General features: G+C 63.3%; 24 protein-coding genes. 11 read left to right on the top strand and 13 right to left on the bottom strand.

Translation table 11 applies throughout. From position 1 onward, the window contains the following. The first annotated feature begins 59 nt into the window (after positions 1–59). Together ASD63_RS25325 and ASD63_RS25320 are read left to right on the top strand one after the other, a co-directional pair. Positions 60–740: an LON peptidase substrate-binding domain-containing protein gene (locus ASD63_RS25325; protein ID WP_034802753.1), complete on the top strand. Its 681-nt coding sequence runs from the start codon at positions 60–62 to the stop codon at positions 738–740. 11 nt (positions 741–751) lie between these two features. Continuing rightward, positions 752–940 carry a Trm112 family protein gene (locus ASD63_RS25320; protein WP_034802755.1) on the top strand — a complete coding sequence of 63 codons (189 nt, stop codon included), beginning with the start codon at positions 752–754 and terminating at the stop codon, positions 938–940. A gap of 166 nt (positions 941–1106) precedes the next feature. On the opposite strand, the gene ASD63_RS25315 is transcribed toward ASD63_RS25320, so the two are convergent. Beyond that, entirely contained in the window at positions 1107–2321 is a 1215-nt protein-coding gene (locus tag ASD63_RS25315; RefSeq protein WP_034802758.1) for a ubiquinone biosynthesis hydroxylase, read from the bottom strand. A gap of 84 nt (positions 2322–2405) precedes the next feature. Between ASD63_RS25315 and tesB the strand changes: the two genes are divergently transcribed. The 7 genes from tesB to ASD63_RS25280 all read left to right on the top strand — a co-directional run bounded on the left by tesB (position 2406) and on the right by ASD63_RS25280 (position 12414). After that, positions 2406–3290 carry an acyl-CoA thioesterase II gene (tesB, locus tag ASD63_RS25310; protein WP_034802762.1) on the top strand — a complete coding sequence of 295 codons (885 nt, stop codon included), beginning with the start codon at positions 2406–2408 and terminating at the stop codon, positions 3288–3290. A gap of 234 nt (positions 3291–3524) precedes the next feature. Further along, positions 3525–3863 carry a P-II family nitrogen regulator gene (locus tag ASD63_RS25305; protein WP_034802765.1) on the top strand — a complete coding sequence of 113 codons (339 nt, stop codon included), beginning with the start codon at positions 3525–3527 and terminating at the stop codon, positions 3861–3863. A gap of 28 nt (positions 3864–3891) precedes the next feature. Next, positions 3892–5247, top strand: a complete 1356-nt coding sequence (locus ASD63_RS25300; protein ID WP_034802768.1) for an ammonium transporter — start codon at positions 3892–3894, stop codon at positions 5245–5247. Between the two features lie 235 nt (positions 5248–5482). Continuing rightward, entirely contained in the window at positions 5483–8140 is a 2658-nt protein-coding gene (locus ASD63_RS25295) for a DNA translocase FtsK (protein ID WP_060529998.1), read from the top strand. A gap of 206 nt (positions 8141–8346) precedes the next feature. Continuing rightward, positions 8347–9009 carry an outer membrane lipoprotein carrier protein LolA gene (locus tag ASD63_RS25290; protein ID WP_034803111.1) on the top strand — a complete coding sequence of 221 codons (663 nt, stop codon included), beginning with the start codon at positions 8347–8349 and terminating at the stop codon, positions 9007–9009. 180 nt (positions 9010–9189) lie between these two features. Further along, complete coding sequence (locus tag ASD63_RS25285; RefSeq protein WP_034802774.1) at positions 9190–9996, top strand: exodeoxyribonuclease III; 807 nt, start codon at positions 9190–9192, stop codon at positions 9994–9996. Positions 9997–10230: 234 nt separating this feature from the next. Beyond that, the gene (locus ASD63_RS25280; protein WP_034802777.1) at positions 10231–12414 is read left to right on the top strand and encodes a TonB-dependent siderophore receptor; all 2184 of its coding nucleotides are present in this window, start codon (positions 10231–10233) and stop codon (positions 12412–12414) included. A gap of 19 nt (positions 12415–12433) precedes the next feature. On the opposite strand, the gene ASD63_RS25275 is transcribed toward ASD63_RS25280, so the two are convergent. Together ASD63_RS25275 and ASD63_RS25270 are read right to left on the bottom strand one after the other, a co-directional pair. Continuing rightward, on the bottom strand, positions 12434–12889 hold the full coding sequence (locus ASD63_RS25275; protein WP_034802780.1) for a cyclic nucleotide-binding domain-containing protein: 456 nt from the start codon (positions 12887–12889) through the stop codon (positions 12434–12436). Between the two features lie 123 nt (positions 12890–13012). After that, on the bottom strand, positions 13013–13696 hold the full coding sequence (locus tag ASD63_RS25270; RefSeq protein ID WP_034802783.1) for a response regulator transcription factor: 684 nt from the start codon (positions 13694–13696) through the stop codon (positions 13013–13015). Positions 13697–13839: 143 nt separating this feature from the next. Between ASD63_RS25270 and ASD63_RS25265 the strand changes: the two genes are divergently transcribed. Next, a complete protein-coding gene (locus ASD63_RS25265; RefSeq protein WP_034802785.1) occupies positions 13840–14388 on the top strand; it encodes a L,D-transpeptidase family protein in 549 nt (182 codons plus the stop codon). A gap of 18 nt (positions 14389–14406) precedes the next feature. On the opposite strand, the gene ASD63_RS25260 is transcribed toward ASD63_RS25265, so the two are convergent. The 5 genes from ASD63_RS25260 to rplS form a co-directional block, all read right to left on the bottom strand. Then, positions 14407–14943, bottom strand: coding sequence for a histidine phosphatase family protein (locus ASD63_RS25260; protein WP_034802788.1), 537 nt, complete (start codon positions 14941–14943; stop codon positions 14407–14409). A gap of 131 nt (positions 14944–15074) precedes the next feature. Continuing rightward, positions 15075–16484: a 3-isopropylmalate dehydratase large subunit gene (gene leuC / locus ASD63_RS25255; RefSeq protein ID WP_034802792.1), complete on the bottom strand. Its 1410-nt coding sequence runs from the start codon at positions 16482–16484 to the stop codon at positions 15075–15077. Between the two features lie 243 nt (positions 16485–16727). Next, entirely contained in the window at positions 16728–17549 is an 822-nt protein-coding gene (locus ASD63_RS25250) for an amino acid ABC transporter permease (protein ID WP_034802795.1), read from the bottom strand. 9 nt (positions 17550–17558) lie between these two features. After that, entirely contained in the window at positions 17559–18368 is an 810-nt protein-coding gene (locus tag ASD63_RS25245) for a transporter substrate-binding domain-containing protein (protein WP_034802798.1), read from the bottom strand. A gap of 126 nt (positions 18369–18494) precedes the next feature. After that, positions 18495–19013 (bottom strand): 50S ribosomal protein L19, encoded by a 519-nt coding sequence (gene rplS, locus ASD63_RS25240; RefSeq protein WP_034802800.1) that lies wholly within the window; start codon positions 19011–19013, stop codon positions 18495–18497. A gap of 327 nt (positions 19014–19340) precedes the next feature. Between rplS and ASD63_RS25235 the strand changes: the two genes are divergently transcribed. Beyond that, a complete protein-coding gene (locus ASD63_RS25235) occupies positions 19341–20087 on the top strand; it encodes a sulfite exporter TauE/SafE family protein (protein WP_034803114.1) in 747 nt (248 codons plus the stop codon). On the opposite strand, the gene trmD is transcribed toward ASD63_RS25235, so the two are convergent. From trmD to ffh, 5 genes are all read right to left on the bottom strand, one after another. Beyond that, positions 20069–20761 carry a tRNA (guanosine(37)-N1)-methyltransferase TrmD gene (gene trmD / locus ASD63_RS25230; RefSeq protein ID WP_034803117.1) on the bottom strand — a complete coding sequence of 231 codons (693 nt, stop codon included), beginning with the start codon at positions 20759–20761 and terminating at the stop codon, positions 20069–20071. The two genes, ASD63_RS25235 and trmD, sit on opposite strands and share 19 nt — an antisense overlap. A gap of 11 nt (positions 20762–20772) precedes the next feature. Further along, positions 20773–21336 carry a ribosome maturation factor RimM gene (rimM, locus tag ASD63_RS25225; RefSeq protein WP_034803120.1) on the bottom strand — a complete coding sequence of 188 codons (564 nt, stop codon included), beginning with the start codon at positions 21334–21336 and terminating at the stop codon, positions 20773–20775. A gap of 145 nt (positions 21337–21481) precedes the next feature. Further along, positions 21482–21844, bottom strand: coding sequence for a 30S ribosomal protein S16 (gene rpsP / locus ASD63_RS25220; protein WP_034802802.1), 363 nt, complete (start codon positions 21842–21844; stop codon positions 21482–21484). 37 nt (positions 21845–21881) lie between these two features. Then, positions 21882–22217 carry a chorismate mutase gene (locus ASD63_RS25215; protein WP_034802805.1) on the bottom strand — a complete coding sequence of 112 codons (336 nt, stop codon included), beginning with the start codon at positions 22215–22217 and terminating at the stop codon, positions 21882–21884. 14 nt (positions 22218–22231) lie between these two features. Continuing rightward, a complete protein-coding gene (gene ffh, locus ASD63_RS25210) occupies positions 22232–23797 on the bottom strand; it encodes a signal recognition particle protein (RefSeq protein WP_034803123.1) in 1566 nt (521 codons plus the stop codon). Between the last annotated feature and the right edge of the window lie 184 nt (positions 23798–23981).

Here is a 23981-nt window from a genome sequence, read left to right as displayed (position 1 = left end):
ATCTGGTTGACCACGCTTCCTTGGCGGGGCAAAGCGAATACCGGCAGGGTCTATCGGAAATGCACGTCGGAAATGCACGCTATCTCGGTCCGAAGGACTTGCCGGAGATCATTCCGGTGTTTCCGCTGACCGGTGCATTGCTGCTTCCCGGCGCCCAGCTTCCCCTCAACATCTTCGAGCCGCGCTACCTCGCCATGCTCGATGACGCCCTTTCCGGCAACCGCCTGATCGGCATCGTACAGCCGTCCTTCTGCGAGGGCCGCAACGACACCGCCACCGGACCGATGCAGGCGCTCTGCGAGGTCGGCTGCATCGGCCGCATCACCTCCTTTGCCGAGACCGGCGACGGCCGCTACATCACCTCGCTCACAGGCGTCTGCCGCTACCGGCTGTTTTCGGAAGTCGGGGGCACCCGCGGCTACCGTCGCTTCCGTATCGGCCCCTTTGCGGCAGATCTCGAAAACCGCGACGACGAGACCCTCGTCGACCGGGCAGCGCTTCTGGCCGCCTTCAAGGCCTATCTCGAAGCCAACAAGCTGAAAGCCGACTGGGAAAGCGTCGAGCGGGCGAGCAACCGCACGCTCGTGAACTCCATGGCGATGATGTCGCCCTATGGCCCGGCGGAGAAACAGGCGCTGCTCGAGGCTCCCGATCTCAAGACCCGCGCCGAAACCCTGATCGCCATCACCGAAATCGTGCTTGCGCGCGACTTCGGCGATATGGACAGCATTTTGCAGTGAGCAACGGATAGATGGATATCAACGCCAGCAAGGTCGATCCGAAACTGCTCGAACTGCTCGTCTGCCCGCTGACCAAGGGACGCCTCAGCTATCACGCCGAAGCCAATGAACTGATCTCGGAAAAGGCGCGCCTCGCCTATCCCATCCGCGACGGCGTACCGATCATGCTGATCTCGGAAGCACGCAAGATCGAGGATTGAGGGCCGCGTCGGCCCGTTACCCGTAGAGTTCTCGACTGCCCCTCATCCGGCCTGCCGGCCACCTTCTCCCCGCAAACGCAGCGAGGCGTCCCCTCTCCCATCCTGCGAGGAGAGGGCTAGTCCTCGGGTTTAACCCGAGGAGAGGGGCAACCCCAACCGTAAAGCCTCAGATCGGCTGACCCGACAACAACCGCGGATCGGTCTCCCCGGCAATACCGGCCGCCTGGCGGATAAAGAAGCTCTTGAGAGATGGCAGCCGGTCGACGAGGCCCAGGCCGAAATCCCTGGCGATCCGGACCGGGGTGATGTCGTTGGAAAACAGCCGGTTGAGCACGTCGGTCGTAACACCCATGCGGAACGTGTCGAAACGCCGCCAGCTCTGGTAGCGCTCAAGCACCGCGAGCGAACCGATGTCGAGCCCGAGACGATCCGCCTCGACGATGGTTTCGGCAAGTGCTGCCACATCCTTGAAGCCGAGATTGAGCCCTTGCCCCGAGATCGGGTGAATGCCATGGGCGGCGTCACCGGCAAGCGCGAAGCGTGGTTTCACGAAATCGCGGGCAAGCGTCAGGCCGAGCGGAAAGGCCCGCCGTCCGCCGACCACCTTCAGGTGACCAAGCTTGTGGCCGAAGCGGCGCTCCAGTTCTTCCTCGAACAGGAAATCGTCGCCCTTGACCAGGCGTTCGGCGTCCTCGGTGCGCTCGGTCCAGACCAGTGACGAGCGATTGTTCTTGAGCGGCAGGGTGGCGAAAGGCCCGGCCGGCAGGAAATGCTCCTCCGCCGTGCCCTCGTGCGGCCGCTCATGCTCGACGGTGGTGACGATGCCGGACTGGCCATAGTCGAATTCGACGGTCTTGATGCCGGCGGCATCGCGCAGCTTGGAGCGCACGCCGTCACAGGCAACCAAAAGACGGGCCTCCAGTTCTTCGCCGCCGGCAAGCGTAACGGCAACTGCGTGGTCGCCGCTCTTGAAGCTCTCGACCATGGTCGACTGGCGATTGACCACGCCGAGCGCCGAGCAGGCACCGCGCAGTGCGCCGACCATCGCCGTATTAGGCACCATATGGGCAAACGGACGACCCTCGCCGCCGTCACCGTCGAAGGTCAGGAACACAGGCCGCACCGGATCGGCCGCCTTCGAATCGGTAATCACCATGCGGCGGATCGGCTCGGCCTCCGGCGCGATCTCATCCCAGACGCCAAGCACGTCGAGCATGCGCTCGGCCGCGGACGCAACGGCGGAAGCGCGCTGGTCCTTCTTCCAGGCGCCTTCCGGCGCGCCGTCGATCACCATCACGTCGAGATGAGGCGCCGCCTTCTTCAGCGAAACCGCGAGCGAAAGGCCGACATAGCCGCCACCGGCAATCAAGACATCGAGCATCGGCTTTCTCCGTCGCACTTGAGCATCGTTTTATGTCTATATAGATCAATGCCATCGACGTTCCTACCATCGGAGAAAGCCGAAATGTCGCGCCCCACCGAGACCGCCACCCCCATGGATGCGCTGCTGGCCATTCTCGATCTCGAAAAGCTCGAGGAAAACCTGTTCCGCGGCCGTAGCCCGCAGGTCGGCTGGCAGCGCGTCTTCGGCGGCCAGGTGATCGGCCAAGCGCTGGTCGCCGCGCAGCGAACCGTTGATGAGGGGCGTTACGTGCATTCGCTGCACGCCTATTTCATGCGGCCGGGCGATCCTTCCGTACCTATCATCTATGAAGTCGACCGCATCCGCGACGGTTCGAGCTTCGCCACCAGGCGGGTGGTCGCCATCCAGCACGGCAAGGCGATCTTCTCGATGTCCGCCTCTTTCCAGTATGACGAAGATGGTTTCGACCACCAGATCGACATGCCTGATCTCGCCATGCCCGAGACGCTTCCGGGCGAACAGGAACTCAAAGAGAAGTTTCTCGTCCACGCGCCCGAAGCAATCCGGCGCTATTGGGAAAGGCCGCGGCCGATCGAGATCCGGCCGGCGTCGCTGCAGCACTATTTTACCCGCAACGACGGCAAGCCGATCCAGGATGTCTGGGTCAAGGCCGTCGGCACGGTTCCGGACGAGCGCCATATCCAGGCAGCGATCCTTGCCTATCTCTCCGACATGACCCTGCTCGACACCTCGCTCTATGCGCACGGCACTTCGGTCTTCGACCGGAACCTGCAGGTGGCGAGCCTGGATCACGCCATGTGGTTCCACCGGCCCTGCAAGATGGACGACTGGCTGCTCTATACCCAGGACAGTCCGAGTGCGCATGGTGCCCGCGGGATGACCAGAGGCAGCCTTTTTACGCGTTCCGGTGTGCTGATCGCCTCCGTCGCCCAGGAAGGGTTGATCCGGAAAAAGGCATCTGAATAGGAAATAAGCAGAATCTTCGTTCTGCCTATTTTTTAATCTTCTAAAGTGACGATTTTTTGATGCGCCGCAGCAATCGTGCTGCGGCTTTCTTTTTTTCTATTTGTTTTCATTACTTTAAGTCGAGCGTCAGAATCTGGCACGCCCCTTGAATGTCATGGTTCGGTTGCACGGCGCTCTGGCGCTCCGCAGCAAGGAGAGACGGCCTCCGCCGGAGGCGAACAAGGATGAAACCAGATGAAAATTGTGATGGCCATTATCAAGCCGTTCAAGCTCGATGAGGTTCGCGAAGCCCTCACTGCTGTCGGCATCCAGGGCCTGACCGTGACCGAAGTCAAAGGCTACGGCCGCCAGAAGGGACATACCGAAATCTACCGCGGTACCGAATATGCCGTGAGCTTCCTGCCGAAACTGAAGGTCGAGATCGCCGTTCCTTCAGAACTCGTCGACAAGGCCGTTGAAGCGATCGCCGCAGCCGCCAAGACCGGCCAGATCGGCGACGGAAAGATCTTCGTCTACGCCATTGACCATGCGGTGCGCATCCGCACCGGCGAAACCGATTCAGAAGCGTTGTAAACCACGCCGTTCAGGGAGCACTACCTCGATGTCATCACTTAAGCTTTCCACCTCTCTTGGACGCCTGGGCGCAATGACCGCCGCCCTGCTTGCGCCGGCCGTGGCCTTCGCGCAGGAAGCGGCACCGGCGGCGGCCGCAGCTGTACCGGTGCCGGACAAGGCCGATACCGCCTTTATGTTCATCTCGACGCTTCTCGTCTTCTTCATGCTGATCCCGGGCCTCGCGCTGTTCTACGGCGGCCTGGTGCGCGCCAAGAACATGCTCTCGGTGCTGATGCAGTGCACCGTGATCGGCGCGACGATGATGATCGTCTGGGTCGTCTACGGTTACTCCTTCGCCTTCGGCGGCTCGACCAGCCCCTATTTCGGCGGCTTCGCCAAGATGTTCCTCGCCGGCGTCACCACTGAGAGCACGTCGGCCACTTTCTCGGAAGGCGTCGTCATTCCGGAATACATCTTCATGCTGTTCCAGATGACCTTCGCGGCACTGACCCCGGCGCTGATCGTCGGCGCCTTTGCCGAGCGCATCAAGTTCTCCGCAGCCGTGCTCTTCTCGGTACTCTGGGCGACCTTCGTCTACTTCCCGATCGCCCACATGGTCTGGGACGGCAACGGCCTGCTCTTCGGCATGGGCGCGCTTGACTTCGCCGGCGGCACCGTCGTTCACATCAATGCCGGCGTGGCTGGCCTGATCGGCGCGATCATGGTCGGCAAGCGCACCGGCTACGGCCGCGACATGATGGCACCGCACTCGATGACGCTGACGCTGGTTGGTGCTGCCATGCTCTGGTTCGGCTGGTTCGGCTTCAACGCCGGCTCGAACCTCGAAGCCTCGGGCGGCGCCATGCTCGCGACCGTCAACACCTTCCTTGCAACCGCAGCCGCCATCCTTTCCTGGTCGGCCGTCGAAACCTTCACCCGCGGCAAGGCCTCGATGCTGGGCGCCGCCTCGGGCATGATCGCCGGTCTCGTCGCCATCACGCCCGCCGCCGGCATTGCCGGCCCGATGGGCGCGATCGTCATGGGCGTGCTCGTCTCGCCGCTCTGCTACTTCTTCGTCTCTGTCGTGAAGAACAAGTTCCACTATGACGACACGGCAGACGTCTTCGGCGTCCACGGCGTCGGCGGCTTCTTCGGTGCGCTTGCCACCGGCATCTTCGCCTCCTCGTCGCTCGGCGGCATCGGTTATGCCGACGGCGTCACCATGGGCGGCCAGTTCATGACCCAGCTGACCGCGGTTGCCATCACCATCGTCTGGTGCGGCGTCGTCTCCGTCATCCTCTACAAGCTGGTGGACTCGATCGTCGGCCTGCGCGTCTCCGTCGAAGCCGAACGCGAGGGCCTCGACCTCTCGTCGCACGGTGAAGCCGCCTACCACAGCTAAGCGGATCGCGGCGCCGGCAATCCGGCGCCGCCTACAGTCCCGTCGCGATCCGCCCCACGCGGATCGCCCTTGGCCCGGATCGGAAGCTCCGGGCCTTTTTCGTGCCGATCGGTCCGGCTGCGACTGCTATTTTAGCGCCAACTACGCATGGTTAATGTCGCATTAACCGTACACCGCTTAGGTTGATTCCATGGCGCGCAATGCGCCGTGAAGATCGAGACGGGCAGCAGGCAACATGAGCAGAAGCAATCCGGCAGCGCTTGACAGCCGTTCCAACCGGTTCGTGCTAACCACCTTCGTTTGGCGACAGATCGCGTCGCTGGCGGGCTTTGCGCTGTTCGGCGCATTGGCGCTGGCCGTCGCAGCGCTCTCGACATGGAACGTCGCCGATCCCAGCTTCTCCTACGCTACGTCACAAGCGCCGACCAACGTGCTCGGTTACACGGGTGCTGCCTTTGCCGACATCTTCATGCAGTTCTTCGGGCTGGCCAGCGTCGTCGCCCTCCTGCCGGCCGTCGCCTGGGCCCTGGTGCTGATCGGCGGCAAACGTTTCGACAAGGTCTTCAAGCGCCTCGGTCTCTGGTTCGTCGGTTCCGTCCTAGCCGGCGCAGCACTCAGCTGTGTTCCCGCCCCCATCACCTGGCCGCTGCCCAACGGCCTTGGAGGCGTCTTCGGCGACATGATCCTGCGCTTCCCCGCGCTCTTTACCGGCGCCTTTCCGACCGGCACGCTTGCGACCATTCTTGCCTGCATCTTCGCCGTCCCCGCCGCCTGGTGCCTGGTCTATAGCGCCGGCCTGATCGGCGTCAGCGACGAGGAGGAGGAAGAGGAAATTGCCGAGCCGACGCCGAGCAAGGCGCGCACCGTGCGCGACGAACTGGACGAGGACGACAGCGAAGGCCCCTTCACCCTGCTGATGGGCTCCTTTGCCCATATGCGCTACACCATGCACGCGCGCATGCGCCGCATTTTCGGCATGAGCGGCACCCGCGCCACGCCCAAGCGCCAGTACGACGAACCCTATGATTTCAACAACGACGAGTTCGGCACGCTGAACGAACCCGCCCGGCCGAAGCCGATGGCCGCCGGCGACCGCATCGAGCCCTCGCTCGACCGCTCCGAGCGCCGCATCCTCACCCCGCCGCCGATCATGGCCGACGACGAGGATGACGACCTGCCCTTCGACATTGACGAGCGCCGCCCCGCCGGCATTCTGCCTGACGACGAAGACTACGATGCAGCCGCCGACTGGGCGCCGAAGGCGGCACCGCCGAAGCAGGGCCTGCCCAAGGGCGGCTCGCGCGGTTCGACGCCTGCTCCTCGCCCGAAGACGGGCCAGCGCGTCGAGCGCGAAGCCCAGCGCTCCTTCGTCGACGACAACGATGGCGACTTCACGCTGCCGCCGATGCATTTCCTTGCCGAGCCGAAAAACGTCGGCCGCGACGCCTCGCTCTCGCCCGATGCGCTGGAGCAGAACGCCCGCATGCTCGAAGGCGTGCTTGAAGATTTCGGTGTCAAGGGCGAGATCATCCACGTTCGCCCTGGCCCGGTCGTTACCCTCTACGAACTGGAACCGGCGCCGGGCATCAAGTCCTCCCGCGTCATCGGCCTTGCCGACGACATCGCCCGCTCGATGAGCGCGATCGCCGCGCGCGTCGCCGTCGTTCCCGGCCGCAACGCCATCGGCATCGAACTGCCGAACCAGCGGCGCGAAACCGTCTATCTGCGCGAACTCATCGGCTCGCGCGATTTCGAGACCTCCAAGGCCCGCCTTGCCATGGCGCTCGGCAAGACGATCGGCGGCGAGCCCGTCGTCGCCGATCTCGCCAAGATGCCGCATCTGCTCGTCGCCGGCACCACCGGTTCGGGCAAATCGGTCGCGATCAATACCATGATCCTGTCGCTGCTCTATCGGCTGAGCCCCGATCAGTGCCGCCTGATAATGATCGACCCGAAGATGCTCGAACTTTCCGTCTATGACGGCATCCCGCACCTGCTTTCGCCGGTTGTGACCGACCCCAAGAAGGCGGTCGTCGCACTGAAGTGGACGGTGCGCGAGATGGAAGAGCGCTACAAGAAGATGTCGAAGATCGGCGTGCGCAACATCGACGGCTTCAACAGCCGCGTCGAGCAGGCGCTTGCCAAGGGCGAACAGATCACCCGCACGGTGCAGACCGGCTTCGACCGCCAGACCGGCGAAGCCATGTACGAGACGGAAGAATTCGATCTGGCGCCGATGCCCTACATCGTCGTCATCATCGACGAAATGGCCGACCTGATGATGGTCGCCGGCAAGGACATCGAGGGCGCCGTGCAGCGACTCGCCCAGATGGCCCGCGCCGCCGGCATCCATGTCATCATGGCGACGCAGCGCCCCTCGGTCGACGTCATCACCGGCACGATCAAGGCCAACTTCCCGACCCGCATCTCGTTCCAGGTGACCTCGAAGATCGACAGCCGCACCATCCTTGGCGAACAGGGCGCCGAACAGCTGCTCGGCATGGGCGACATGCTCTACATGGCCGGCGGCGGCCGCATCCAGCGCGTCCACGGCCCCTTCGTCTCCGACACCGAGGTCGAAGAAGTCGTCGCCTACCTGAAGACGCAAGGCGTACCGCAATATCTCGATGCCATCACCGAGGATGACGACGAGGATGGCGAGGGCGGCGGCCCGGCCGGCACCTCCAATCTCGCCGATTCCGACGATCCTTACGACCAGGCGGTTGCGGTCGTCCTGCGCGACGGCAAGGCCTCCACTTCCTACGTGCAGCGTCGCCTCGGGATCGGTTACAATCGTGCCGCATCGCTGATCGAGCGCATGGAGCAGGAAGGCATCATCGGGCCGGCGAACCACGCCGGCAAACGCGAGATCCTCGTTCCGACCGAAGAGTAAGTCACCGGACCACAGGGCAATTCCCGCAGATTCGCGTGAGGCGAATGCATTGATAGAAAAGACGCCCGGCGGATGCGGGCAGAGGCTCTGCATAAAGGGCCAAACCGGTAACAGTCATGTGAGAGCGCGAGCGAAAAAGCTCGAAAATGGCGCCTTGAAGGCGCCGCACTTGCGCTCCAGATGATTCGTAAATGAAGGAGACCGAGATGACAGAGACTAAGACTGGCGAGCGCAACCACCCGGTGATGTCGCGCCGCCTCTTCGTGTGCGGGCTTGCGGCACTTGGCGGCATCGGCGGCACCGGTCTCGACCTCGGCCAGGCCTTCGCCCAGGCCCCGAGCGCTGCCCAGAAGATCGCCGACCATTTCTCCTCGGTGAAGACCATGGCCGGCGAATTCGTCCAGTTCGGCCCGCGCGGCGAGCAGACCGGCGGCAAATTCTATATCCGCCGCCCCGGCCGCATCCGCTTCAACTACGAGGCCCCCTCGCCGATGCGCGTCATCGCCGACGGCAAGTCCGTCGTCATCGGCAACATGAAGCTCAAGACCTGGGACATCTATCCGCTGTCGAAGACTCCGCTCAACCTGCTGCTCAGCGAGAGGATCGACCTGACCGGCAAGATGGTGCGCGACGTCAAGGAAGAGTCCGACCTCATCACCATCGTGCTTGGCGACCGTTCGATCTTCGGCGATTCGACCATCACCATGATGTTCGACCCGAAGACCTACGATCTGCGCCAGTGGACCATCACCGACGCGCAGAAGAAGGACACCTCGGTCATGATCTTCAATGTCAAGACCGGTATGGCGCTGGACGACAAGGTCTTCCAGATCCCCTATGACGAGGTCCGCAACAAGCGCGGCGGCTGAACGACATCACGCGCCAAGCCGACCTTCGCGCGTCCATAGGACGCGCGGTTTTTAGTGCGGCCTCGTTCAGGCATTCCTTGTCCCGGCGCGCCGGACCTGCTTAAAGCTCGGGTCAAACATCCATCCCGAGCCGGCCTTCCCTTCGCGAGCGTCCGGCCCCAGCCGATCAGGGAATGACGCATGGCCCTTTCCGTCGCCACTTGGAACATCAACTCCGTTCGCCTGCGCATGCCGCTGGTCGAGCATCTGCTGCAGACCTGGCAGCCTGACATCCTCTGCCTGCAGGAAACCAAGTGCCCGAACGACCAGTTTCCGTCCAAGCCCCTGAAGGCGCTCGGCTACAATCATATCGAGATGCACGGCCAGAAGGGCTATCACGGCGTGGCGACGATCTCGCGCCTGCCGCTGCATGAGCTTAGCGATCGCCGCGACTATTGCGGCATCGGCGACGCCCGCCATCTCTCGGTCGTTTTCGAGGCCGGCGGCAAGAAGATCCGGCTGCATAATTTCTACGTGCCTGCCGGCGGCGATGAGCCGGACCGCACCATCAATCCGAAATTCGGCCACAAGCTCGATTTCGTCGAGGAGATGAAGCTGCTGCACGCCGAAGCCGAAGCCGGCATTTCCTCGATCCTCGTCGGCGACCTCAATATCGCGCCGCTGGAAGACGACGTCTGGTCGCACAAGCAGCTCCTGAAGATCGTCAGCCATACGCCGATCGAAACCGAGGGGCTGACCACGGTCATGAACGGCGGCGGCTGGGTCGACCTGATGCGCCAGCACACGCCATCCCCGACCAAGCTCTACACCTGGTGGAGCTACCGGGCGAAGGACTGGGAAGCTGCCGACCGTGGCCGCCGACTCGACCATATCTGGTCGTCCGCCGACCTCGCGCCGGCGCTCAAGAACGTCGATATCCTGCGCGAAGCCCGCGGCTGGGAGCGCCCCTCAGACCACGTGCCCGTCATCGCGCACTTCGACATCTAGGACGTCATTTTCTGGGCGGCGGCACGCACCTTCGGCGCCCGCTGTTCCATCAAGAAAAACATGACTAAAAGAATCATATTTTTCTTGATGCGCATTTCCAAACGGACTATCCCTCTTGTCGGGCGGCGGGGACACCGCCTCCGATGGCCGCTCAGCCGTCGTTTTCACTGATATTCGGGTGCTTGGCTCTGGCTTTGGCCGGAGGGTTTTCGTGCGCCCGCAAGAGGGCCAGAGATGCCAAAGACCTTGCCGACCACCTTCCTGCGCGCCTCGCGCCGCGCGCTGTCCGCGACCACCGTGCTCGCCGCAAGCGCTGTCGCCGTGATCCTTTCGCCGACAGCGACCCATGCGCAATCGGCCGAAAGCCAGAAGACCACCCGTCTGGAAAAGATAGAAGCGACGGCCGGCAAGGCAGCTGCGGCGATCGCCGAGGATAACGACACGATCGTGCCGACACGCAACGTCTCGGCGCTGAAGACCGACACCCCGCTGATCGAAACGCCCCGCTCGGTCTCGGTGGTCACGCGCAAGGAGCTCGAAGAACGCGGCGTGCAGGACATGATCCAGGCAACGCGTTATGCCGCCGGCGTCACGACCGGCGCCTTCGGCTTCGATCCGCGTTTCGACCAGATCTATATCCGCGGCTTCGAGACGACGACGACCGGCGATTTCCGTGACGGCCTGCGCCAGCCCTACATGAACTACGGCACCTTCCCGACGGAGGTCTACGGCCTCGAGCGGATCGAGATCCTGAAAGGTCCGGTCTCGGTCATGTACGGTGCTGCCGGCGCCGGCGGCATCGTCAACCGCATCTCGAAGATGCCGGAGGAGGAGCCCCACCGCGAGGTCGAGCTGCAATATGGCACGATCGGTCGCGCCCAGGCCGCCTTCGATGTCGGCGGACCGGTAACGGCTGACGGCGACGTCCTCTATCGCATCGTCGGGCTTCTGCGAAACGGCGAGACCAACTACGACGTTGCCGACGATCGTTACCTGCTGCAGCCCTCCTTCACCTGGAAGCCGGACGAAGGCACGTCGCTGACGGTCTATGGCCTGGCGCAGAAGGGCGAAAGCGACGCCAGCCCGCGGGTGCTCGAGCATGACGGCCGGCTGCTGCGCTACAGCGACCCGGACTATGACTACCAGAAGGTCGGCCAGGTCCAGGCCGGTTACAAGTTCGAGCACGAGTTCGACAACGGCCTGACCTTCCGCCAGCACGGCCGCGTCAGCGATCTGGACCTCAAGGCCCGTTACCTGCAGTTCGGGACGGAGGTCGCGCCCGGCGTCTTTGACCGCTCACCCGTCGCCATCAAGGACGACCAGCGCGCCTACCAGATCGACAACCAGCTCGAAGCCAACTTCGACACCGGTGCGGCCTCGCACACGCTGCTGACCGGCCTCGATTACACCTGGATCACCTCGGACTTCGGCCTCGGCTTCGGCGCCGTCGATCCGGCCTATCGCTTCGATCTCAACAACCCGACCTTCGGCGTCGGCGGTCCGACGCCAGCACTTACCAGCTTCAGCGGGCGGGACCTTCGGCAGACGGGCATCTATGTCCAGGATCAGCTGGAGGTAGGCAACTGGCGCGCCGTTGGTGGCCTTCGCTACGACTGGGTCGACCAGACCAGCACCAACAAGAACACCGGCGTCGTCGATCGCAAGGACGATGGCGAACTCACCGGGCAGGCCGGTCTGCTCTACCTCTTCGACAACGGCATCGCGCCCTATGCCAGCTACAGCACCTCCTTCGTGCCGCGCACAGAGCTTTCGGCCGATGGCCGCGTGCTCGATCCGACGACCGGCGAGCAGGTCGAACTGGGCGTGAAGTACCATCCGGAAGGCGAAGCCTATTCACTGAGCGCGGCCTATTACCGGATCGTCGAAAGCGGCGCGCCGCAATACGTGTCCGACCCGTCCCTTCCCGTCGGCTACTACTACAAGTCGGCCGGCGAGGTGACGACCAATGGTTTCGAGGTGGAAGGACGCCGGGAGTTCGACAACGGCCTGAGCTTCATCGCCGCCTACAACTACAACGACGCTGAAATCACCGGAAACGTCGATCCGTCGCTGATCGGTAACGTGCCGTCGACGAAGCCGCGCCATGTCGCATCGCTGTGGGTGAACTATCTTTTGCCCGAAGACAAGCAGCTTGCGGGCCTCAGCCTCGGCGGCGGCGTACGGCTGGCGTCAAGCTCCTACACGTCCGATGCCAACACCGCCAAGAACGGCGGCGCCGTCTATTTCGACGCCTCGATCGCCTACGACTTCGGCGTCAAGAATCCCGAACTCGACGGACTGTCGCTCGCCGTCAGCGCTACCAATCTCGGCGATCGCCGCGAAGAGGTCTGCACCGATGGCTACTGCTATTTCGGCCAGGGCCGCACCGTGCTCGGTTCGCTGAAGTATCGGTGGTAGCGGGAAACCGTAGCGCGGTTCAAGCAAAACGGCCGGCGAGCGCGCCGGCCCGGCGGATCATCGCCTGCAGGTTTTCGCGGATGCGCGCTTCGACGAGCTCGGCCACTTCAGGATATTCCTCCAGCATGCGGCGGAAGAGCGGCCGATTGATGCGAATGACTTCGCTGTCTTCCTCGGCCGTTGCCGTGAACTTACGCTCGACCATCGAGATCAGCGCCAGTTCCGACAGAAGCGCTCCGCGACTGACGGTCGAGACCGTCGTCTCAGAACCGTCGAAACCGGCCTTCGACAGGGACAAGCTGCCGCTGGCGATCGCATAGGCGCAATCGGCCGGCGCCCCCTCGCGAAACAGCTCCTGTCCCTTGAAGATGCGGCGCCGCTCCGCGCCGAAGGCGATCAGCCTCAGCTTGTCCTCGCTGATATCGGCAAACAGCGGCACGTTGGACAGAAGCACGATATCGTCGTTGAGCGCCAAGCGGCTAACCTCCCACGGTCACGCCAGTGCCGGTCCCGATGGACCGGATCGCGCACGCGACCCATGCAAACAACAGTCTACGGAGAACGCGCGAGAAGTGGATTGCCACCCTGCGCACCCCGGCTACGGAACGATCTTGTAGCCGCCGTTCTCTGTCACCAAAATCTCGGCATTGGAAGGGTCCCGCTCGATTTTCTGGCGCAGACGATAGACGTGGGTTTCGAGCGTGTGGGTGGTCACACCGGAATTGTAGCCCCAGACTTCTTCCAAGAGCACGTCGCGCGTCACCACCTTCTGGTCGGCGCGGTAGAGATAGCGGATGATCGCCGCTTCCTTTTCGGTAAGCCGGATCTTCTGGCCGTTTTCGAGCGTCAGCAGCTTCTGGCTCGGCTTGAACGTGTAGGGCCCGACGCTGAAGGTTGCGTCCTCGCTCTGCTCGTGCTGGCGCAGCTGCGCGCGGATGCGGGCGAGCAGTACGGCGAAACGGAACGGCTTCGTCACATAATCGTTGGCGCCGGCCTCAAGGCCCAGAATCGTATCGGAATCGGTGTCGTGGCCGGTCAGCATGATGATCGGCGCCTTGAAGCCGCCCTTGCGCAGCAGCTTCACCGCTTCGCGACCGTCCATGTCCGGCAGGCCGACATCCATGATCAACAGGTCCACCTGCTGGGCACGCGCCGTCTGGATGCCCTTGCCGGCAGTCGCTTCCTGGATGAGGTCGAATTCCTCGTAGAGCGAGAGCTGCTCGACCAGGGTCTCGCGCAGGTCATTGTCGTCATCGACAAGAAGAATGGTACGGGTCGCCATGGGACAATTCCTGTTTGCTTCCGTTTTCAAACTAGCTCAAATGCCTGTGTTGGCAAGCGAACCAGCGTTGCTACCTCTTTATATCCGTAACCGTGCTTATGGTGCCCCCCAAATCACGGGCAAAGCAAAAATCCGTGAGAATGATGCTCAAGAAAACGTCGGGAAGAAGACCAGCCAAATCTGTCATCACCGTGCGCGCCGCACCGCGCGATCGCAAGCGAGCACTTGTCTCGTTCGACGGCCGCGTCGAGCACGCCGCCATCGGGCGAAGTGGCATTACCAGCCTGAAGCGCGAGGGCGATGGCGCCACGCCACGCGCCGCGATGAAGCTGATCGGCGGCTATGTCAGGCGCGACCGCCTCCTCCTGCCGTCGACGCCGCTGCCGACCCGGACGACGCGCACGGGCATGCTGTGGTGCGACGCGACACGCCACGCGCTCTACAATCGCCCGGTCAAGGCACCCTTCCAGCCGAGCCATGAGGAATTAATGCGTGACGACGGGCTCTACGACATCTGCCTGGTGATGGACTGGAACCTGCTCGCGCGCCGGCGAAATGCCGGTTCGGCGATCTTCTTTCACCTGATCCGGCCGGGCTACGAGCCGACGCAGGGCTGCGTCGCCGTCAGCCTGCCGGCGATGCGTCGGCTGATCCCGCATATGCGCCGCGGCACCGTCGTGAAGGTAATCTGACCTCGACGTCCGATCGGCTCAATCGAGCGAACGCGGCGTCACGAAGCGCGCGAGCCTGGCCCCGCCGGACAGAAGCTCACGCCAGCCAGTCGCTTCGAATTCAAGGACGGCAAGCGCCGCCGTCGGAAACTTGTCCGCCATGCGCATACGCAGATCCGCATCGCCGGAGCCGACGAGTTCATGCGCCAGGTCCTCCATGCCGGGATTATGGCCGACGATCAGCAGCGTCCTGATGGCCGGGTCGGTTGCACGAAGCACGCTGAGGATCTGGGCGGCCTCCACCTCATAGATCGCCCGGGTGTTTTCGACCGTGATGCCGGGCGGCAAGGCAGCGGCTACCAGTGTCCAGGTCTCCTGCGCCCGTTTCGCGGTCGAGACGAGGGCGAGATCCGGCACGAGCGCATGCCGAGCCATATAGCCCCCCATCAGTGGCGCCGCCTTGCGGCCTCGCTCGCCGAGCGGTCGGTTGATGTCGGCAACGCCGTCCGGCCAGGCGGACTTGGCATGGCGCAACAGCAGCAGACGGTAGCGTTGCACAGGCAGATCGTCGCTCATCCCATCGTTCTCCCCAATGTGCCTCGGCCCGCACAGCTTAACCCATTTCAGGCGCGCGGGCGGGGAGAGCGCCAAATAAAAAAGGCCGCCCCGAAGGGCGGCCATTGACGCCGGAAAAGCTCAGACCCGGCCTATCTCCATTCGCGGATATCGACGAAATGACCCGCGACCGCAGCGGCTGCCGCCATCGCCGGCGAGACCAGATGCGTGCGGCCCTTGAAGCCCTGACGGCCCTCGAAGTTGCGGTTCGATGTGGAGGCGCAACGCTCGCCAGGCTTCAGCCGGTCGTCGTTCATCGCCAGGCACATGGAGCAGCCCGGCTCGCGCCAGTCGAAGCCCGCTTCGCGGAAGATCTTGTCGAGGCCTTCGGCCTCGGCCTGTTCCTTCACGAGGCCGGATCCCGGAACAATCATCGCCGAAACGGTCGAGGCGACCTTGCGGCCTTCGACCACCTCGGCCACGGCCCGGAGGTCCTCGATGCGGCCGTTGGTGCACGAGCCGATGAAGACGCGGTCGACGGCGATGTCCGTGATCTTCGTGCCCGGCTTCAGGCCCATATAGTCGAGCGCGCGCCACTTGGAGGCCCGCTTGTTCTCTTCCTGGATCTCATCCGGATTGGGAACGATGCCCTGAACCGAGATGACGTCTTCCGGCGACGAGCCCCAGGAGACGATCGGCGGCAGGTTGGCGGCGTCGAGCACGACGACGCGATCGTAATGCGCGCCCTCGTCCGTGTGCAGCGTCTTCCAGTAGTCGAGCGCCATGTCCCAGGCCTTACCCTTCGGTGCGCGCGGCTTGTCCTTGATATACGCGAACGTCGTTTCGTCAGGCGCGATCAGGCCGGCGCGGGCGCCGCCTTCGATCGTCATGTTGCAGATGGTCATGCGGCCTTCCATCGACAGCGAGCGGATCGCTTCGCCGGCAAACTCGATGACGTGGCCGGTGCCGCCGGCAGTGCCGATCTCGCCGATGATGGCGAGGATGATGTCCTTGGCGGTGACGCCCGGCGGCAGCTGGCCGTCGACGCGCACCAGCATGTTCTTCGCCTTCTTCTGGATCAGCGTCTGGGTCGCGAGCACGTGCTCGACTTCCGACGTGCCGATGCCGTGGGCCAGCGAACCGAAGGCGCCATGTGTCGAGGTGTGGCTGTCACCGCACACGATGGTCATGCCCGGCAGGGTGAAGCCCTGCTCGGGGCCGACGATGTGCACGATGCCCTGGCGCTTGTCGTTTTCCGAGTAGTATTCGACGCCGAAGTCGGCGGCGTTCTTGGCGAGCGCCTCGACCTGGATGCGGCTTTCCTCGTTCTTGATGCCGAGGTGACGGTCGGCCGAAGTCGGAACATTGTGGTCGACGACAGCGAGCGTCTTTTCAGGCGCACGGACCTTGCGGCCGGCCATGCGCAGACCTTCGAAGGCCTGCGGACTCGTCACTTCGTGAACGAGGTGACGGTCGATGTAGAGAAGACAGGTGCCGTCGTCCTGTTCGTTGACCAGGTGATCATCCCAGATCTTGTCATAGAGGGTACGCGGTGCGCTCATGGCGGTATATCCATCGAGTTTTCAGAAAAAGTAGGAAAGCCGGCGGCAAGGCGGCCGGAAGCACTGATCAGGAGATCAGGATAGGCGGCTTGTAAGCGCCCCGTGGACGCGCGCAAAGAAGCGTGCCGGCAGGCGCTTGTGGTCCTGCAGCACGACGATTTTCTGCTCGCTACATCCGAATTTGGATTCCATGGCCGTGTTCATATCAATTTTCTGACAGGTCGGCAATTGCCGGAAACGGACTCAGCGCTGCTCCGCGCGCCTGAGCCGCCGCTCCAGCCCCCGCAATCCCAGCGACAGACCGATGGTCAGCACGAGATAGACATAGGCAACGATCGAATAGGTCTCGAAGAAGCGAAAGGAGCCGGAGGCATAGACCTTGCCCATCTGCGTGATGTCGGCGACGCCGAGCACCGAGACGAGCGAACTGTCCTTGACCATGGCGATAAAGTCGTTGCCGAGCGGCGGCAGGATCACGCGGATCGCCTGCGGAAAGATGACGAGACGAAAGCGCTGGTAGCGTGAAAGCCCGAGCGCCTTAGCGGCTTCGACCTGCCCCTTGTCTACCGAGAGGATGCCCGCCCGGAACACTTCGGCGATGAACGCAGAATAGCCGATCATCAGCGCCAGGATCGCCCGCCACATCAAGGAGATGTCGCGCACGACAACCGGCTCCATCCAGCCGGCGCTAATCAGCGGTGCTGAGATGAAATTGGCCGCGACGACGAGCCCCGGCGCGCCGACGAAGGCAATGTAGAACAGAAGCACCAGGATCGGCACGCCGCGGATGACTTCCGTATAGAAGCGGGCGATCTGCCGAAGGGACGAGTGCTCGGAGAGCGCCATCAGCGCGATGCCGAGGCCGAGCGTCGTCGCCAGCACGAAGCCCATGAGGGTCACGAAGACGGTGACGCCAAGGCCCTTGAAGACGACGGTGAAGACTTCCGAGAAGATGTCATTGCTGATGATCACGGCGGCGAGCGACACAGCGATCACAACAAGGGCGACCAACCACCAGGGATAGTCGCCCTTGCCGGACATGTCTGAAGATTGTGGAGCGGCCATAGCCTGCTATCAGCCGCCCATCTTGTATTCGAGGAACCACTTCTTATCGAGGGCGTCGAAGGTACCGTCTTCCTTCAGCGCCTTGATCGCGGCGTTGACCGGAGCCACGAGATCCGAGCCCTTCGGGAAGATGAAGCCGAAATCCTCGGTGCCGAGCGGCCCACCGACGACCTTGAGCTTGCCTTCGGAGGAATCGACATAGCCCTTGGCGGCGACGCTATCGGTCAGGACCACGTCGACGTCGCCGGCCTTCAGCGCCTGAACGGTCGCGCCGAAGGTCTCAAACAGCTTGATGCGCGGGTTCTGCTCGTTGCCATCGAGCATTTCGTAGACGGCGGTGTAGAACGGCGAGGTACCCGGCTGTGCGCCGACGAGACCGTCGGCAAAGGCGCCGAAGCTCTTGCCATCGTTGAAGCGGGCCTCGTCGCTGCGCACCAGCATGAACTGCTGCGAGCGCATGTAGGGGTCCGAGAAATCGACCTTTTCCTTGCGGTCGTCCTTGATGGTGATGCCCGTCATGCCGATCTGGTACTGACCGTCATGCACCGCCTGGATCATCGCGTCCCAGCTGGTGTTCTGGTATTCGACCTTGAAATTCAACCGCTTGGCGATCTCGTTCATCGCGTCGTACTCCCAGCCCTTGGCTTCGCCGGACTTCGGATCGACAAACTGCAGCGGCGGGTAGGCGTTCTCCGTGACGACGACGACCGTCTTGCCGCCGAGGTCAGGCAGGTCGGCGGCCAGCGCCGGTGCAGAAAACGCAAAAGGTGCTGCAAGTGCGGCTGCGATGCCCGCAAGCACGTGGCGACGGATTGTCATTGGAGGAGCTCCCGAAAAGTGTGGCAGCGGAAAATGTCACAAATTCCGTCGAAAAGACAAGCGGATAGTACCAAAAAAGAAAGGCGGCCGAGGCCGCCTTTCCAACAATCCCTAGGGATTGAAATGTTATTCTGCTGCGGCTTCCGCTGCTGCCTTTGCTTCGGCGGCTTCGGCTGCTGCCTTCTCGGCGGCGAGCGCCTGAGCTGCTGCAACCTTTTCAGCCTCGATGCGTGCCTTTTCCTCGGCAAACGCCTGACGCTCGGCTTCGTTCAGCTTGCGGGCGCGCGTGCCGGTGTTCTCGACGATACGAGCCGACTTACCGCGACGGTCGCGCAGGTAGTAGAGCTTGGCGCGACGGACCTTACCGCGGCGAACCACTTCGACGCTCTCGACGAGCGGAGAGTAAACCGGGAATACGCGCTCGACGCCTTCGCCGTAGGAGATCTTGCGAACGGTGAAGCTTTCGTTGATGCCGCCGCCCGAACGAGCGATGCAAACGCCTTCATAGGCCTGGACGCGGGTACGGTTGCCTTCGACAACGCGGACGTTGACGCGGAGCGTGTCGCCTGCGGAGAATTCCGGGAGCGTGCGCTTGGCGGCGATCTTGGCGGCCTGTTCGGCTTCCAGCTGCTGGATGATGTTCATCGGTCTAACCTTTCAAGTTCTTCTGAAACAGCCAGAGCGCTCTCGATGAACCTGTCGGGCCAGCCTTCAGGTCTTGCCGGATACCGGCAGGAGCGGATTCGCCATTCTTTGTTTTGGTCGACGGGCATGCAACCCGAACCGGGGCGGCACTTACACCAATCGCACTGCCTTGTCATCCCCGAAGGCCATAATTTCTAAGGCATCCGCGCCAGGAAAGCCGAATTTATCAGAAAATACGCAAACACGCGCGTGATCATTGTCCGATGCAACGGACTTGCGGCCGGCACAACCACCGGCTATCCCGAGCATGAGGGGTCGGGGGAGACCATGAACATCTTCGAAATACTCATGCTGTTTGCGGCCGGCTTCCTGTCCGGCGTCGTCAATGCCATTGCCGGCGGCGGAACCTTCCTGACCTTCGGGGCGATGACGCTTGGCGGTCTCTCGCCAATCGTCGCCAACGCGACCTCGTCGATCATCCAGTTTCCAGGCTACATCACCTCGGCGCTCGCCTATGCCAAGGAGATCCGCGCCGACAAGCGCTATGCGATCCTGCTCGGCGTCATCTCCGCACTTGGCGGTCTGGCCGGCGCGCTGCTGCTCATCTCGCTCTCCAATGCCTCCTTCCGCGCGCTTGTGCCCTGGCTGCTGCTGGCCGCGACGGCGATCTTCGCTGCCGGGCCGCTCCTGAAGCCCAGGGCCCGCGTCGACGAGCATGCGATCAATCCGGTCGGCATCGGCGCCCAGTTCGTCACCTCCATTTACGGTGGCTTCTTCGGCGCCGGCATGGGCATCATGATGCTGGCAGTGCTGGGACTTGCGACCGGCGGCGGCTATCACCGGCTGAACGCGCTCAAGAACTTCATCTCGATCGTTATTGCCGCGATCGCCATCGTCGTCTTTGCCGCCGGCGGGGTCGTGTCCTGGCTGCACGCGGCAATCATGGTGCCAGGGGCCGCCCTTGGCGGCTACAGCGGCGTCTGGGCAGCAAGACGCGTGCCGCAGGCGGTCATCCGCGCGCTGGTCGTCGCCGTCGGTCTGCTGCTTGCCGCCTATTACTTCTTCACGGGTTGATTAAGAAGATCGGGCCGGCGCTCGGCGGTCAGCCGCCGCGCCTCCGCCTCGCGCCATTTGGCAATGGCGCCATGATTACCCGAGGTCAGCACTGCCGGGATTTCGCGGCCTTCGAAGACCTGTGGGCGGGTGTAGTGCGGATGCTCGAGCAGCCCGCCTTCGAAGCTCTCATGCACACCCGAAAGCTCGTTGCCCATGACACCCGGCAGGATGCGCACCACCGCATCGAGAAGCGTGAGGGCCGCCGGCTCGCCGCCCGAAAGAATATAGTCGCCGATCGAAACCTCTTCGAGGTCGCGGGCGTCGATCACCCGCTGATCGACACCTTCGAAGCGTCCGCAAACGATGACGACGCCGGGGCCGGCGGCGAGTTCACGCACCCGCTCCTGTGTCAGCGGTCGGCCACGCGGGCTCATCAGCAATCGCGGCCGATCGTCGTTCTCCGAGACACGATCGATCGCGCGCGCGAGCACATCCGGCTTCAGCACCATGCCGGCGCCGCCGCCAGCCGGCGTGTCGTCGACTGTGCGATGCTTGTCTTCGGCGAAATCACGGATCTGCACCGGCTCGATCGACCACTGGCCACGCTCGAGCGCCTTGCCGGAAAGCGAGGCGCCGAGATGGCCCGGAAACATTTCGGGATAGAGCGTCAGGATGGTGGCGCGAAACGTCATGGCCGCGATGCTCACTTGCGCTTCGCGGAAAACGGACTACCCGGATCCTGGTCCTTGTCGTCGGTAAGGCCGGCCGCAACCGGATCGACCAGCAGCCGCCCCGCTTCCAGATCGATCTCCAGCACCGACCATTCGGTAAACGGGATCAGCACCGGACGTCGGCCTGGCCCCTTCAGCTCAAGGAGATCGCCGGCGCCGAAATCGAAGACACCGCTGACCTTGCCGTAGCTCGTGCCATTGCCGTCGATCGCTTCCAGGCCCTCGAGATCGGCATAGAAGAACTCGTCCTCGTCGAGATCGTCATCGGGCAAGTTGTCGCGCTCGATGAACAGGTCGAGGCCGTTGAGCGCCTCGGCGGCATTGCGGTCATTGACGCCGCGAAAGCGAACGATGACGACGTTTTTCGCCTCGCGAATCTCCAGCACCTCGAACACACGGCCGTCTGCGCTGTGCAGATTGCCATACTCGCCGAGCGCCGTCGGATCATCGGTAAAGGACTTGACCCTGACCTCGCCGCGCAGGCCCTGCGCCGCGCCGATCGTCGCCATCAGAACCGGGTTTTCGAGTTTGCTCATCGTCCGCATCCGTTTCGGTATATCTCGGTGCACATAACGGAAAACGGGCGGCATGGAAATGCCACCCGTTTCCTTAAGCCACGGCTAGCCGGAGAGCTGCGTCGGCAGATGACCGCCGATCACTCTCCGGACCGTTCGCCGGCTGTTATTCAGCAGCAGCAGCAGCGGCGTCTTCAGCCTTCTGCTTGGCTTCAGCAGCGCGCTCCTGAGCCTTCTTGCCCGGGGCACCCTTGGTCGGGTTGCTGCGAGCCGGGCGCTTTGCGAGACCGGCCTGGTCGAGGAAGCGCAGAACGCGGTCGGTCGGCTGGGCGCCCTGGGCGATCCAGTGGTTGACGCGCTCGGCGTCGAGCTCGACGCGCTTTTCGTCGTCCTTGCCGAGCATCGGGTTCCACGAGCCGATCTTCTCGAGGAAGCGGCCGTCACGCGGGCTGCGGGCGTCGGCAACGACGATCTGGTAGTAAGGACGCTTCTTGGAACCGCCACGGGCGAGACGAATTTTCAGTGCCATTTGAGTAACTCCTTGCAGGCTTTCTTGACCGCTTGGTTCAAGCGGAATGGTTTGTGCCGGCGTTGCCCGCGGAATGCGAGCGATCGGCGGCGATGGCTTCATGATGCCGGATGACTTCCTTGATGATGAAGTTCAGGAACTTCTCGGCGAAATCCGGATCCAGATTGGCATCCTTGGCCAGGCGGCGCAGGCGTTCGATCTGGTATTCTTCGCGCGCCGGGTCGGCCGGCGGCAGTTCGTGCTTGGCTTTCAGAACGCCGACTGCCTGGGTGCAGCGGAAGCGTTCAGCCAGCATGTGGACGAGCGCGGCATCGATATTGTCGATCGACTGCCGGTAGCCCGCCAATTCCTTTTTGATTTCGGGATCAATCATCTTTTAAGCGATCCTCACTTCTTCTTCGGCAGGCCGGGAAGGCCGGGGAAGCCGCCACCAAGACCCGGAAGCTTGGCGCCACCCAGACCTGGCAGGCCACCGCCGCCAAGGCCAGGCATACCGCCCGGCTTCAGACCGGCGGCTTCCGCCTGCTTCTGCAGGGCTTCGAGCTGCTTCGGGTCGAGCTTCGAGAGATCAGGCATGCCGCCGCCACCGAGGCCGCCAAGGCCCATCTTGTTGGCAAGGCCGCCCATCATCTGCTTCATCATGCCGCCTTTGCCCTTACCGCCCATCATCTTCATCATGTCCGCCATCTGGCGGTGCATCTTCAGAAGCTTGTTGATGTCGGCGGCATCGGTGCCGGAACCGGCGGCGATGCGCTTCTTGCGCGAGTGCTTGAGCAGATCCGGGTTGGCGCGCTCGGCCTTGGTCATCGACGAAATGATGGCGAGCTGGCGCTTGAACAGGCTGTCGTCGAGGCCGGCCGCGGCCATCTTGTCCTTCATGCCGGCCATGCCGGGCATCAGGCCCATGATGCCGCCCATGCCGCCCATCTTCTGCATCTGGCCGAGCTGGTCTGCGAGGTCGTTCAGGTCGAACTTGCCCTTGGCCATCTTGGCGGCCATGGCGGCCGCCTTCTCGGCGTCGATGTTCTCGGCAGCCTTCTCGACGAGCGAGACGATGTCGCCCATGCCGAGGATACGGTCGGCGACGCGGCGGGGGTGGAACTCTTCGAGTTCGCCCATCTTTTCGCCGACGCCGATGAGCTTGATCGGCTTGCCGGTGACCGCACGCATCGACAGCGCTGCACCGCCACGGCCGTCGCCGTCCATACGGGTGAGCACCAGGCCGGTGATGCCGACGCGTTCGTCGAAGTTGCGGGCGAGGTTGACGGCGTCCTGACCGGTCAGCGCATCTGCCACGAGCAGGATTTCATGCGGATTGGACTTCCGCTTGATCTCCGCCATCTCGATCATCAGCGGCTCGTCGATATGGGTACGGCCCGCCGTGTCGAGAATGACGACGTCGTGGCCGCCGAGCTTGGCAGCCTGAACGGCGCGCGCAGCGATATCGGTCGGCGACTGGCCGGCAATAACAGGCAACGTGTCGACGCCGGTCTGCACGCCGAGCTGGCGCAGCTGCTCCTGGGCTGCTGGACGACGCGTGTCGAGCGAAGCCATCAGGACCTTCTTCTTGTCCCTGGTCTTCATCCGGCTGGCGATCTTGCCGGTGGTCGTCGTCTTACCGGAGCCCTGCAGACCGACCATCATGATGACGACCGGCGCCGGCGCATTGAGGTCGATGGTGACGCCCTCGGAGCCGAGCATCTCGACGAGCTGGTCATGGACGATCTTGACGACCATCTGGCCGGGCTTGATCGACTTCAGGATCTCGGCGCCGACGGCCTTTTCACGAACCTTTTCGGTGAAGGAGCGCACGACGTCGAGCGCGACGTCGGCTTCGAGCAGCGCACGGCGAACCTCGCGGAGCGCAGCGGAAACATCGGCTTCCGACAATGCGCCGCGGCCGGTCAGTCCATTCAATATGGAACCAAGGCGGTCCTGGAGGCTCTCGAACATTCTCACTTCCTTCTGGTTTCCGGTGGCGATCAACTCGCCGGAAACGTGGGTTCCTTCGCGCAGAAAACAAGGCGCAAAGCCAAAAACCACCCGAGGGCGCCACGCGCTGTCGGGTGTTGACCTCCGGGTTCTCTTTATACCTTTACGGGACCCGGTCGGTGGCTTCGAAGACTTGAGCTTGCGA

Origin of the sequence: Ensifer sp. Root558 (assembly GCF_001427045.1) — a bacterium.
Classification (GTDB): domain Bacteria; phylum Pseudomonadota; class Alphaproteobacteria; order Rhizobiales; family Rhizobiaceae; genus Ensifer; species Ensifer adhaerens.
Note: the sequence above shows the minus strand (reverse complement) of the source record. Positions and strands in the feature narration are given on the sequence as shown.